Consider the following 11,515-nt stretch of genomic DNA (forward strand, 5'->3'; position numbering starts at 1 on the left):
GCGAGCAGGACTGCGCCGAGCATCCGCATCAGACGTGAATGGGCTTGCCGTTGACGCCCATCGCCGCTTCCTTGATCGCTTCGTTGTGCGTCGGGTGCGCGTGGCAGGTATAGGCGATGTCCTCGCTGGTCGCGCCGAATTCCATTGCCTGGGCCACCTGCGCGATCATCGTGCCCGCGACGCTGGTGATGATCCAGGCGCCGAGCACGCGATCGGTTTTGGCGTCGGCGATTACCTTTACCCAGCCGGTCGTATCGTCGATGGCCTTGGCGCGGCTGTTGCCAGCCATCGGGAACTTGCCGACCCTTATCTCGCCGCGTTCCTTCGCCTGCTCCTCGGTCAGCCCGACGCCGGCGATCTCGGGATGGGTGTAGACCACCGAGGGGATGATATCGTGGTTCACGATGCCGGTGAGGCCGGCGATATTCTCGGCCACCGCGATGCCTTCGTCCTCGGCTTTGTGCGCGAGCATGGGGCCGGGGATGACGTCGCCGATCGCCCAGACGCCGTCCACCTTGGTACGGAAGCTGTGGTCGGTCTCGATCTGGCCGCGCTGGTTGGGGGTGATGTCGATCTTGTCGAGGCCAAGGCCATCGGTGTTCGGGCGGCGGCCGATCGAGACGAGCACGGCGTCGGCTTCGATGGTTTCTGCCGTACCGCCCTTGGCTGGCTCGACCGTGACGCTGGCCTTGCCGCCGTTCACGCTCACGCCGGTGACCTTGGTGGAGAGCTTGATCTCCATACCCTGCTTCTTGAAAATGCGGCCCGCTTCCTTGCGGACCTCGCCGTCCATGCCGGGGAGGAGCTGATCGAGAAATTCGACGACGGTGACCTGCGCGCCGAGGCGGCCCCAGACCGAGCCGAGCTCCAGCCCGATCACGCCGCCGCCGATCACGACGAGATGGCCGGGGACCTTTTCGAGCGCGATCGCGCCCGTGGAGTCGACGATGATTTTCTGGTCGATCTCGACGCCTGGCAGGGGCGTGACCGAGGAGCCGGTGGCGATGACGATGTTCTTCGCGGTCACCGTCCGTCCTGAGCCTGTCGAAGGATCGCCGACCTGCACCGTGTGCGCGTCGATGAAAGTCGCGAGGCCCTTCACCCATTCGACCTTGTTCTTCTTGAACAGGAACTCGATGCCCCCGGTGAGGCCGGTGACGGCCTTGTCCTTGTCGGCCATCATCGCCGGCAGATCGAGCTCGACCGAGCCCAGCTTGACGCCATGCTTGGCGAGCGCGCCCGAGGCGGCTTCGTGGAATTTCTCCGACGCGTTGAGCAGCGCCTTGCTGGGGATGCAGCCGACGTTAAGGCACGTGCCGCCCAGCGTCTCGCGCGCTTCGGCGCATGCGGTGCGCAAGCCGAGCTGCGCGGCGCGGATCGCGGCGACATAGCCGCCGGGGCCGGAGCCGATCACGAGGACGTCGAAGTCGTATTCAGCCATTTGTCTGTCCTCAGAGATCGATCAGCAGGCGGGTCGGGTCTTCGATTGCGTTCTTCAAAGCCACCAGGAACGTCACGGCTTCGCGGCCATCGACAAGGCGGTGATCGTAGCTGAGTGCGAGATACATCATCGGGCGGATGACGATCTGGCCGTCGCGGACGACCGGGCGGTCCTCGATACGGTGGAGGCCCAGGACGGCGCTCTGCGGCGGGTTGATGATCGGCGTGGACATCAGAGAGCCGAACACGCCGCCGTTGGAGATGGTGAAGGTGCCGCCCTTCATCTCTTCCATCTTTAACGTGCCGTCCTTGGCGCGCTTGCCGAAATCGCCGATGGTCTTTTCGATGCCGGCGACGGTGAGGTCCTGTGCGTCGCGAATCACGGGGACGACGAGGCCCTGGGGGGCACTGACCGCAACCGAGATGTCGGCATAATCGTGATAGACGATCTCGTCGCCTTCGATGCTGGCGTTGACGCTGGGGATGTCCTTCAATGCCATCACCGCGGCCTTCACGAAGAAGCCCATGAAGCCCAGGCGGACGCCGTGCTTCTTCTCGAACAGATCCTTGTACTTGGCGCGCGCTTCCATGACCGCGGTCATATCGACATCGTTGAAGGTCGTGAGCAAAGCCGCGGTGTTCTGAGCTTCCTTCAGGCGGCTCGCGATGGTCTGGCGCAGCCGCGTCATGCGGACACGCTCCTCGCGCCGGTCGCCCTTGGGGGCGGGGGCCGCGGCGGGAGCGGGGGCCGCCGCGGCGGCAGGGGCTGCCACAGGCTTGCTGCTTGCGGCCGCGACCACGTCTTCCTTGGTCAGGCGGCCATCCTTGCCGGTGCCCTGCACGGTTCCGGGATCGACGCCATGCTCCAGCACTGCGCGGCGGACCGAAGGCGAAAGCGCGGCGGCGGGAGCGGCTTCGCGGATCTGCTCGCCTGCTCCGGTCTGCTCGCCCATGGCGGTGGCAGGGGGCGCCGCGGGCGCGGAGGCGGGCGCAGTCGCCGAACCGGCATCGCCGACGATCGCGATGACGCCGCCGACCGAGACAGTGTCGCCGACCTTGACGAGCTGCTCGCCCATCACGCCCGCTACGGGGCTGGGGACTTCGACCGAGACCTTGTCGGTCTCGAGACTGGCGATCGGCTCATCGGCCTTCACGGGATCGCCGGGTTGCTTGAGCCATTCGCCCAAAGTCGCTTCGGTGATCGATTCGCCCAACACGGGTACGGTAACATCGGTCATTTTCAGGCCTTCCGGGTGCGGCGGATTTCTTCACGAACGGAGTGGCCGAGCGCGTCGGCGACGAGCGCGCCCTGCTCGGCCTGGTGGCGCTTCATCAGGCCCGTAGCGGGCGATGCGGCGGCGGCGCGGCCGGCGTAGCGCGGGCGGCGCGGCTTGGTGCCGGCATCAAGCATGGACTGCTCGACAAAGGGCTCCACGAAGGTCCAATAGCCGTTGTTCTTCGGCTCTTCCTGAGCCCAGACAACTTCTTCCAGATTGGCCATGCGCTTGAGGCGGGCAGTGAGCGGCTCGCCGGGGAATGGATAGAGCTGCTCGATGCGGACGATCGCCGTGCTCTTGTCGCCGGCCGCGTCGCGCGCCTCGATCAGGTCGTAGGCGACCTTGCCCGAGCAAAGTACCAGGCGCTTCACATCCGCGTCCGCCGGGGCGGAGGGATCCGAGAGGAGCCGGCGGAACTGGCTGTCGCCCTGGAACTCCGCAGCTGACGATACCGCCATCTTGTGGCGGAGCAGCGACTTGGGCGTCATCTGGACGAGGGGCTTGCGGAAATTGCGGCGCATCTGGCGGCGCAGCAGGTGGAAGTAATTGGCGGGCGTCGTGATGTTGACGACCTGCATGTTGTCCTGCGCGCAAAGCTGGAGGAAGCGCTCGGGGCGGGCCGACGAGTGCTCGGGGCCCTGGCCTTCGTAACCGTGCGGCAGCAGCATCACGAGGCCGTTGGCGCGCAGCCATTTGGCCTCGCCCGATGCGATGAACTGATCGATCATGATTTGCGCGCCATTGGCGAAATCGCCGAACTGCGCTTCCCAGAGCACCAGCGTCTTGGGGTCGGCACCGGCATAGCCATATTCGAAGCCGAGTACGCCATATTCGCTGAGCGGGCTGTCGAGCACTTCGAATGTCCCGTGCGGGATGGTCGCGAGCGGAATGTATTTGGCTTCGGTCTTCTGATCGACCCAGACGGCATGGCGCTGGCTGAAGGTGCCGCGGCCCGAATCCTGGCCCGAGAGGCGGACGCCATAGCCTTCGGAAAGCAGCGCGCCGAAGGCGAGCGCCTCCCCGGTCGCCCAGTCGAAATTAACGCCGGTCTTGAACATTTCGCGCTTGGCCTCGAGCACGCGGGCAAGCGTTTTGTGGATCTCCACATCGGCGGGGACCTCGGTAAGCGTGCGGCCCAGGCTGTCGAACAGCTTTTTTTCGATTCCGGTATCGACATTGCGCCGCGCGCTTTCGGCGTCTGCGGGCGCCCCCAGGCCCGACCAGCGCCCTGCAAACCAGTCGGCCTTGTTCGCGAGATAGGACTTGCCGGCCTCGAACTCGCCTTCCAGCAAATCGGTGAATTGCTGAACCTTGTCCGCGGCGAAACCCCCGTCGATCACGCCTTCTGCCGTCAGGCGCCTGGCATAGACTTCGCTGACTGGCGGGTGCTGCTTGATCTTGGCGTACATCAGCGGCTGGGTGAAGCTCGGCTCGTCGCCTTCATTGTGGCCGAACCGGCGATAGCACCACATGTCGATGACGATGTCGCGCTTGAAGGTCTGGCGATATTCGGTCGCGACCTTGCAGGCGAAGGTGACCGCTTCGGGGTCGTCGCCGTTGACGTGGAGGATCGGCGCCATCACGCCCTTGGCTACGTCGCTTGGATAAGGCGAGCTGCGCGCGAATTGCGGGCTCGTCGTGAAGCCGATCTGATTGTTGATGACGAAGTGGATGCAGCCGCCGGTATTATAGCCTCGAATCCCCGAGAAGCCGAGGCATTCCCATACGATGCCCTGGCCGGCAAACGCCGCATCGCCGTGGATGAGAACGGGCAGGACCTGGGTGTGGTCGGCCAGATCGCCGCGCACCGTTTGCAGCGCGCGGACCTTGCCGAGCACGACGGGATCGGCGGCTTCGAGGTGCGAGGGGTTGGCGACCAGCGACATATGGACGCTCACGCCGTCGAATTCGCGGTCGGTGCTGGTGCCCAAATGATATTTCACGTCGCCCGAACCGGCGACGTCGTCAGGATTGGACGAGCCGCCGCCGAATTCGTGGAAGATCACGCGGAACGGCTTGGACATGACGTTGGCGAGCATGTTGAGCCGGCCGCGATGGGCCATGCCGTAGACGATCTCGCGCACGCCGGTGGCGCCGCCATATTTGATGATCGCTTCCATCGCCGGGATCATCGCTTCGCCGCCGTCGAGGCCGAAGCGCTTGGTGCCGACATATTTCTTACCGCAGAAGCGCTCCCACTGCTCGGCTTCGATCACCTTGGAGAGGATCGCCTTCTTGCCCTCGGGGCTGAACTGGATCGCCTTGTCCTTGCCCTCCATCCGATCCTGGAGGAAGCGGCGCTCCTCCACGTCCGAGATGTGCATATATTCGAGGCCGACATTGCCGCAATAATTCGCGCGCAGGATATCGACGATCTCGCGGACGCTCGCCCATTGCAGGCCAAGCACGCCGCCGAGATAGACGGGCTGGTCGATCTGATCGTCGGTGAAGCCGTGATATTCGGTCTTGAGATCCAGGGGCAGGTCCTGGCGTGCGAGGCCGAGCGGATCGAGATTGGCGGCGAGATGCCCCCGCACCCGATAGGTGCGGATCAGCAGCATCGCGCGGATCGAATCGCCAGCGGCCTTGGCGATGTCCGCCTCGGACGGCGCAGCCTTGGTGGGCGCCTGTGCACCGGCTTTCGCGGGCTTGGGCGCGGGCTCCATCTGAGTGGGGTCGAGCGCCGCGGTAAGCGCATCGGTTTCGGTCGGCGGCCAATTGGGCTGGGCCCAGCTCGGGCCCTGGGCGGTGTTTTCGAGGCCCTCGAACCACTGGCGCCAGCCCGCCTCGATCGAAGCCGGGTCGGTCTTGAAGCGCTTGTACAGCGTCTCGACGAAGGCGGGGCTCACGCCGCCGGCGATGTCGTCGAAATCGAGGCTCTCATAGCCCATCGTCAAAATCCAATCCGTCGGTTCAACGCGCGCGATATAGGAGGCGCGTTAACCATTTACCCCTTCAGAACCTCGGCCAAGGTCGATCCCAGCTCGGAGGGACTGGCGGCGACCTTGATGCCGGCGGCTTCCATCGCCGCGATCTTGCTCTCGGCATCGCCCTTGCCGCCCGATACGATCGCGCCGGCATGGCCCATGCGGCGCCCCGGAGGCGCGGTGCGGCCGGCGATGAAGCCCGCCATCGGCTTGGAACGACCACGCTTTGCCTCGTCGATCAGGAATTGTGCGGCCTGCTCTTCGGCATCGCCGCCGATCTCGCCGATCATGATGATCGACTTGGTCTCAGGATCGGCGAGGAACAGCTCGAGCACGTCGATGAAATTGGTGCCATTGACCGGATCGCCGCCGATGCCGACCGCGGTGGTCTGTCCAAGGCCCGCATTGGTGGTCTGGAACACGGCCTCGTAAGTCAGCGTGCCGGAGCGCGAGACGACGCCCACGCTGCCCTTCGAGAAGATGCTGCCGGGCATGATGCCGATCTTGCACTCGCCGGGGGTGAGCACGCCGGGGCAGTTCGGGCCGATGAGCCGCGACCTGGAGCCGACCAGCGCGCGCTTGACCTTGACCATGTCGAGCACCGGGATGCCTTCAGTGATCGTGACGATCAGCGGGACTTCGGCATCGATCGCCTCAAGGATGGAGTCCGCGGCGAAGGGTGGCGGAACGTAGATCACGCTCGCCGTGGCGCCGGTCTTTTCAATCGCTTCGGCAACGGTGTTGTAGACCGGCAGGTCAAGGTGCGTCGTGCCTCCCTTGCCGGGGGTGACACCGCCGACCATCCGCGTGCCGTATTCCAGCGCGGCCTTGGTATGGAAGCTGCCGGTCTCACCGGTCATGCCCTGAGTGATGACCTTGGTGTTCTTGTCGACGAGGATGCTCATGCCGGCTCCCGATTCCTTACCTTGTTCCCCTGCGAGGGCAGGGGCCCAGCCCTAAAACAAAGACTCGAACAGATCGTCCCAGCCCGGATTCATCGTTTCAATCACGCGCAGCTTCCAGAGCGCTTCCACTTCTTCATTTGCAACTCGCGAGCCCGGGCGGCTTCGATATCGCCGTGCCCTTCATACCAGACCAGCAACTTGCAACCATGTTTCCTGGTGAAGCCATCGATCAATCCGTTGCGATGCTGATAGGCCTTGCGGGCAAATCGCTGGTCGCGCCGATGTAGATCGTTCCGTTCCGGCCGCTCGCCATAATGTAGACGTAGCCGGACTTCTCCACCGTTGTTCTTCACCTTCCAAGTCTGGTCCCCTGCCTTCGCAGGGGACCAGAAATCAGTTCAGACTGCCGTCGATCGCCTTGCACGCGACCAAGAGCTCCTTGACCGCATCCACCGAGACCGTGAGGTTGGCCTTGGCTTCGTCGCCCAGCTTGATCTCGACGATTTTCTCAACGCCGCCCGCCCCGATCACGACAGGTACGCCCACGTAGAGATCGTCGATGCCATATTGGCCGGTGAGGTGCGCCGCGGCCGGAAGCACGCGCTTCTGATCATAGAGATACGCCTCGGCCATCGCGATACCGCTGGTGGCCGGCGCATAATAAGCCGAGCCGGTTTTGAGTAGAGCGACGATCTCACCGCCGCCGGCGCGGGTGCGCGCGACGATCGCATCGATGCGTTCCTGTGTCGAGAAGCCCATTTCGATCAGATCGGGGACGGGGATGCCGGAGACGGTCGAGTACTCGATGACCGGCACCATCGTGTCGCCATGTCCGCCGAGCACGAAACTGGTGACATCCTTGACCGAGACCTGGAATTCCTCGGCGAGGAAATGGCTGAAGCGCGACGAATCCAGCACGCCGGCCATGCCGACGACCTTCTGGTGCGGCAGGCCCGAGAATTCGCGCAACGCCCAGACCATCGCGTCGAGCGGATTGGTGATGCAGATCACGAATGCGTCCGGCGCGTTGGCGGCAATGCCTTCGCCGACGGCCTTCATCACTTTCAGGTTGATGCCGAGCAGATCGTCGCGGCTCATGCCCGGCTTGCGGGCGACGCCCGCGGTGACGATGATCACGTCGGCGCCGGCGATATCGGCATAATCGTTGGTGCCGGTGATCCTGGCGTCGAAGCCCTCGACCGGCGAGCACTGGCTGAGATCGAGCGCCTTGCCCTGCGGAACGCCCTCGACCACGTCGAACAGGACAATGTCGCCAAGCCCCTTGAGGGCCGCGAGATGGGCGAGCGTGCCGCCGATATTGCCGGCGCCGATAAGCGCGATCTTCTTGCGGGCCATGTGATCTCCCTTGAGTTGGATCAGGCACGCGCACGGGGAGACCCGCCGCGAATTCGCGCGCGGCTTAGGCCGATTGGGCGCTGCCCGCAACCTCGGATGGGCGCAGTCACCGCTTTATCTTTGCAACTAATTCGCAAGAGCAATAGATAATTTCGGCTTAGGCGTCAGGGCGCGCGGCGCAGCCTTAGCAAGTGCTCCTTCGGGACACCGTCGTCGCCACGCAGCGTGACAGTGATCAGCAATTCCTCCTTGTCGCGCCGTAGCCACAGGCCGCGGAAGCGCAGATCCTCGCGGGCTGCCGCCACCGGCTCGAACGAATGCCAGCCGGCTTTGTCTTCCCAGGCAGTGAAGTCTGGATTGAAGTGCTTGACCCGCAGCCGCAGCCCACCCGGCTGCACGTCGATCAGCATGATTTCGTAGAAGACGGGCCTGTTGTTCTGGACCAGAGCGAAATGGCCGACCATCTGTCCACCCATCGCAGCGGACCATGATTCCTCCACGTGCCCGCCGAGTCCTTCGCCGACCCAGCGCCCGGCGAGCCAGGCGGCATCGTCGATTGAAACGTGTGATTCCTGCGCCGTGGCGGGATTGGCCGCAAGCAAGAGAAGGGCGGCGGCGAACCCACTACGCAATGGCAAGGTCCTGATAAAACATCAGCGCGTTGCCGTCGGGATCGTAGAAGGTGAGCAGCTTTACCATGCCGGAAATTTCCATGATGTCCCCGTCCAGCCGCACGCCGCCGGCTTCGAGCGCTGCCTTGGCAGCGTTGATGTCCTTCACGCCAAAAGTGAGCGTCGCGCCACCGCCCTGGGTCACAGATTCGCGCGCGCTGAGCCCCACATTGACCTTGTCGACGCCGGTCGAAAGCTCGCACCATGCAATGTCGTCGCGGCGATAGAGCAGGGTCATTCCGAGCACGCTTTCATACCAGGGAATCGCGTTGTCGAGGCTGGAGACGCCGATGGAGCACGTGAGTCCGCCGTCATACGCAATGCCCTTCGCGCGTGCTTCCGTTTCCACCGTTGCCATCGCATTCCTCCGACTCTATAGTTCCGTTTATATAGTCGATATCATTACGGAGCCGCTGTCAACTATCGTGTCAATGCCCGCTGTTCCTGCCGAAATGCTGCGTAGCCTGGGCGGCAACCGCTGGGCGGTGCCGGTGATGGCGTTGCTCAGCCGCGAGGGCGGCGCGCGCTTCGCGGTCATCGCCCGAGCGTTCGATCTCTCGCATCACAGTCTGGCGCGATGCCTCGAATATCTGCGCGTTGCCGGCTGGGTGATTCCCAATCCGGGGCACGGGCATCCGCTGCGCCCCGAATATCTGCTGAGCGACATGGGCCGGCCGATCGGAGCGGTTTGCGAGCGTATCGCGGCGAAGCGCGAGCGGCTGGCGCTTTCGGCAGCGGACCTGCCGCGCTGGTCGCTGCCGATCGTCGCGGGGCTGGCGCCGGACTGGACACGCTTCGGCGAGCTCCAAGCGCGATTGCGCCCGGTTAGCCCGCGCGCCTTGTCACAAACCTTGCAGGCGATGATCGGGCACGATCTGGTGCGCCGCCGCCTAGAAGACCGTTATCCGCCCGTCGCGCTCTATGGCCTTACAGGGCGAGGCAAGGACTTGGCGGGCGCAATCACCGGCTAAGGCGAGCTACCAGCTTCCGAAGCCGGGCGCCTCTCCCTTGCCGCGGCTTAGCCGAGTGACGCGGTCTGCGCCGTGGCGGTGGCGCTTCTGGAGGATGAGCGTTGGCCAGTCGCCGCGATCGATCCTGCCCGTCAGGCGAAGGCCCTGCCGGCGATAGGCGCGCGCCACCGTCTCGGCCTGCGAATGGAGCAGCCCGGCGAGGATCAGCGTTCCGCCGTCGTCCAACGCCATGCCGATCGTCGGGGCCAGCTCCGTCAGGGGACCCGCGAGGATATTGGCGATGACCAGGTCGTAGGGCGCGCGGCCGATCAGCAAGGGGTGCTCCAGCCCTGCCGCCGCGGCTAGCGACAATCGCCCGCGCCCGCCCCCGAGCGTTATATTGTTAATACCGGCATTCTCCGCCGTCACTTCGATCGAGCGGGGATCGATATCGGAAGCGGTGGCATAAGCGCGCGGCCACAAATGCAACGCGGCGAATGCGAGCAATCCGGTGCCCGTGCCGATATCGATCAGGTTGCGGACCTGCTCGCCGCGATCCCTCAGCTCCCCCAAGGCGATCAGGCAGCCCGAAGTCGTCTCATGCGTGCCGGTGCCGAAGGCAAGGCCGGCGTCTATGCGGAATGCCTTGGCGCCCGCCGGCGCGCGGCCCTTGTTGGTCTCGGTATGCACATAGAAGCGCCCCGCCTGGACCGGCTCGATGCCCGCCTGGCTCAGCGTGACCCAGTCAGCATCGCGAATCCGCTGGGCGACGGGCCTCAGCCCCGCCGCGCTCGGCACCAGCGCCTGCACAGCCGCGAGCGCCGCGGTGTTGGGCTTGCCCTGGAAATAGGCCTCGAGCTGCCAGCTTGCCGGATCGTCGGGAATGCGCTCGCTGGTGAGCAGCACCGGCAGGGGATCGAGGGCGAGATCCTCCACCTCGAGCTGCTCGGCCTCATCGCGGGTGCAGGGCAGAACGAGTTTCCAACTGCTCATCGCACGTAGCTCGCGCCATTCACGTCGAGCACCGCGCCGGTCATCGAGGGCGGGGCTTCCAACGCGCAGAAGCGGGCGAGGGTGGCGACCTCGGCGGGTTCGGCGACGCGGCCCAAAGGGATGTCGGCGAGCAGTTTGTCGCCGCCGCGGCTGGCCAGATAGTCCTCGGCCATGCCGGTCATCGTGAAGCCTGGGGAGACCGCGAATGCCAGGATGCCTTCGCTGGCATAGCCCCTGGCGATCGACTTGGTCATTGCAACCATGCCCGCCTTGGACGCCGCATAATGCCAGTGGGCTGGGCTATCGCCGCGATAGGCGGCGCGGCTGGCGATGTTGACGACGCGCCCGCCGCGATTCTCCGCCTGCCAGTGACGGATGGCGAGCCGGCAAAGCTCGGCCGAGGCGGTCAGGTTGACTCGCATCGTCCGCTCCCAGCCGGTCACCCAATCGTCGTGCGCGAGGCCGATGGGGTTGCTTTCGAAGACGCCGGCATTGTTGATCAGCACATCGATGCGCCCATCGAGCGCATCGAGCGCTTGCTGCCAAAGCGTCTGCGCGCTGCCGGGCCTGTCGAAATCGGCGGCGATGCCGCTTCGGGTTCCGTGCCCGATCAGGCGGACGTCATCGCCCGTGAAGGAAGCGGCGATCGCTGCGCCGATGCCGCGGCTGCTGCCGGTGAGAAGGATGTGCGTGGAAGCCATCGGTCCCCATTAGCGATTATCCGATCAGGCCGCCACCGACGAGGAGAAGCTTTCCGCCGAGTCGCGCAGCGAATGCAGGCGCTCATCGACTTCGGTGACGTTGCGCTGGAGCGTGTCGATCTCGCTGGTGACCGATTTGCTGTCTTCGCGGATTGCGCTGATCGTCGCCGACATGGAATCGGCGGCCAAGGCGGTCTCGTCCACCGCGGCGGTGATCGCCGTGACGGTCTGGGCCTGGACTTCCATCGCGCTGCGGATGCGGTTCGCGCTTTCCTGCACTTCGCTGACGGTGGAG

10 protein-coding genes and 2 pseudogenes are annotated in these 11,515 nt (G+C 65.0%); 1 reads left to right on the forward strand and 11 read right to left on the reverse strand.

Translation table 11 applies throughout. The features are described from left to right. Positions 1 to 28: 28 nt before the first annotated feature. The 8 genes and pseudogenes from lpdA to VF617_RS03090 form a co-directional block, all read right to left on the reverse strand. The gene (lpdA, locus tag VF617_RS03055; protein WP_331013388.1) at positions 29 to 1,441 is read right to left on the reverse strand and encodes a dihydrolipoyl dehydrogenase; all 1,413 of its coding nucleotides are present in this window, start codon (positions 1,439 to 1,441) and stop codon (positions 29 to 31) included. A gap of 10 nt (positions 1,442 to 1,451) precedes the next feature. After that, entirely contained in the window at positions 1,452 to 2,678 is a 1,227-nt protein-coding gene (odhB, locus tag VF617_RS03060) for a 2-oxoglutarate dehydrogenase complex dihydrolipoyllysine-residue succinyltransferase (RefSeq protein WP_331013389.1), read from the reverse strand. A 2-nt stretch (positions 2,679 to 2,680) separates the two neighbouring features. Further along, a complete protein-coding gene (locus tag VF617_RS03065) occupies positions 2,681 to 5,608 on the reverse strand; it encodes a 2-oxoglutarate dehydrogenase E1 component (protein ID WP_331013390.1) in 2,928 nt (975 codons plus the stop codon). A gap of 56 nt (positions 5,609 to 5,664) precedes the next feature. Continuing rightward, a complete protein-coding gene (gene sucD / locus VF617_RS03070; RefSeq protein ID WP_331013391.1) occupies positions 5,665 to 6,549 on the reverse strand; it encodes a succinate--CoA ligase subunit alpha in 885 nt (294 codons plus the stop codon). 51 nt (positions 6,550 to 6,600) lie between these two features. Next, positions 6,601 to 6,862, reverse strand: a pseudogene (locus VF617_RS03075) (GIY-YIG nuclease family protein). 80 nt (positions 6,863 to 6,942) lie between these two features. Next, positions 6,943 to 7,905, reverse strand: coding sequence for a malate dehydrogenase (gene mdh / locus VF617_RS03080; protein WP_331013392.1), 963 nt, complete (start codon positions 7,903 to 7,905; stop codon positions 6,943 to 6,945). Positions 7,906 to 8,069: 164 nt separating this feature from the next. Continuing rightward, positions 8,070 to 8,537: a DUF6265 family protein gene (locus tag VF617_RS03085; protein ID WP_331013393.1), complete on the reverse strand. Its 468-nt coding sequence runs from the start codon at positions 8,535 to 8,537 to the stop codon at positions 8,070 to 8,072. Then, positions 8,530 to 8,934 (reverse strand): VOC family protein, encoded by a 405-nt coding sequence (locus VF617_RS03090; RefSeq protein ID WP_331013394.1) that lies wholly within the window; start codon positions 8,932 to 8,934, stop codon positions 8,530 to 8,532. Before VF617_RS03090 ends, VF617_RS03085 begins: the two co-directional genes overlap by 8 nt. A gap of 73 nt (positions 8,935 to 9,007) precedes the next feature. Here VF617_RS03090 and VF617_RS03095 point away from each other — a divergent pair, with 73 nt between their 5' ends. Beyond that, the gene (locus VF617_RS03095; RefSeq protein ID WP_331013395.1) at positions 9,008 to 9,547 is read left to right on the forward strand and encodes a winged helix-turn-helix transcriptional regulator; all 540 of its coding nucleotides are present in this window, start codon (positions 9,008 to 9,010) and stop codon (positions 9,545 to 9,547) included. Positions 9,548 to 9,553: 6 nt separating this feature from the next. On the opposite strand, the gene VF617_RS03100 is transcribed toward VF617_RS03095, so the two are convergent. The 3 genes and pseudogenes from VF617_RS03100 to VF617_RS03110 form a co-directional block, all read right to left on the reverse strand. Further along, entirely contained in the window at positions 9,554 to 10,519 is a 966-nt protein-coding gene (locus tag VF617_RS03100) for a 50S ribosomal protein L11 methyltransferase (RefSeq protein WP_331013396.1), read from the reverse strand. Beyond that, on the reverse strand, positions 10,516 to 11,220 hold the full coding sequence (locus VF617_RS03105; protein ID WP_331013397.1) for an SDR family oxidoreductase: 705 nt from the start codon (positions 11,218 to 11,220) through the stop codon (positions 10,516 to 10,518). The genes VF617_RS03100 and VF617_RS03105 overlap by 4 nt, the downstream gene beginning before the upstream one ends. Before the next feature lie 24 nt (positions 11,221 to 11,244). Beyond that, positions 11,245 to 11,515: pseudogene (locus tag VF617_RS03110) on the reverse strand (chemotaxis protein); the annotation flags it as partial.

Source organism: Sphingomonas sp., from assembly GCF_036388215.1.
GTDB lineage: Bacteria > Pseudomonadota > Alphaproteobacteria > Sphingomonadales > Sphingomonadaceae > Sphingomonas.

Bases quoted from the DNA above. Each gene is read 5' to 3' on its own strand.
- lpdA (WP_331013388.1), bottom strand. From the start codon at position 1,441: ATGGCTGAATACGACTTCGACGTCCTCGTGATCGGCTCCGGCCCCGGC.
- odhB (WP_331013389.1), bottom strand. From the start codon at position 2,678: ATGACCGATGTTACCGTACCCGTGTTGGGCGAATCGATCACCGAAGCG.
- VF617_RS03065 (WP_331013390.1), bottom strand. From the start codon at position 5,608: ATGGGCTATGAGAGCCTCGATTTCGACGACATCGCCGGCGGCGTGAGC.
- sucD (WP_331013391.1), bottom strand. From the start codon at position 6,549: ATGAGCATCCTCGTCGACAAGAACACCAAGGTCATCACTCAGGGCATG.
- mdh (WP_331013392.1), bottom strand. From the start codon at position 7,905: ATGGCCCGCAAGAAGATCGCGCTTATCGGCGCCGGCAATATCGGCGGC.
- VF617_RS03090 (WP_331013394.1), bottom strand. From the start codon at position 8,934: ATGGCAACGGTGGAAACGGAAGCACGCGCGAAGGGCATTGCGTATGAC.
- VF617_RS03095 (WP_331013395.1), top strand. From the start codon at position 9,008: ATGCCCGCTGTTCCTGCCGAAATGCTGCGTAGCCTGGGCGGCAACCGC.
- VF617_RS03100 (WP_331013396.1), bottom strand. From the start codon at position 10,519: ATGAGCAGTTGGAAACTCGTTCTGCCCTGCACCCGCGATGAGGCCGAG.
- VF617_RS03105 (WP_331013397.1), bottom strand. From the start codon at position 11,220: ATGGCTTCCACGCACATCCTTCTCACCGGCAGCAGCCGCGGCATCGGC.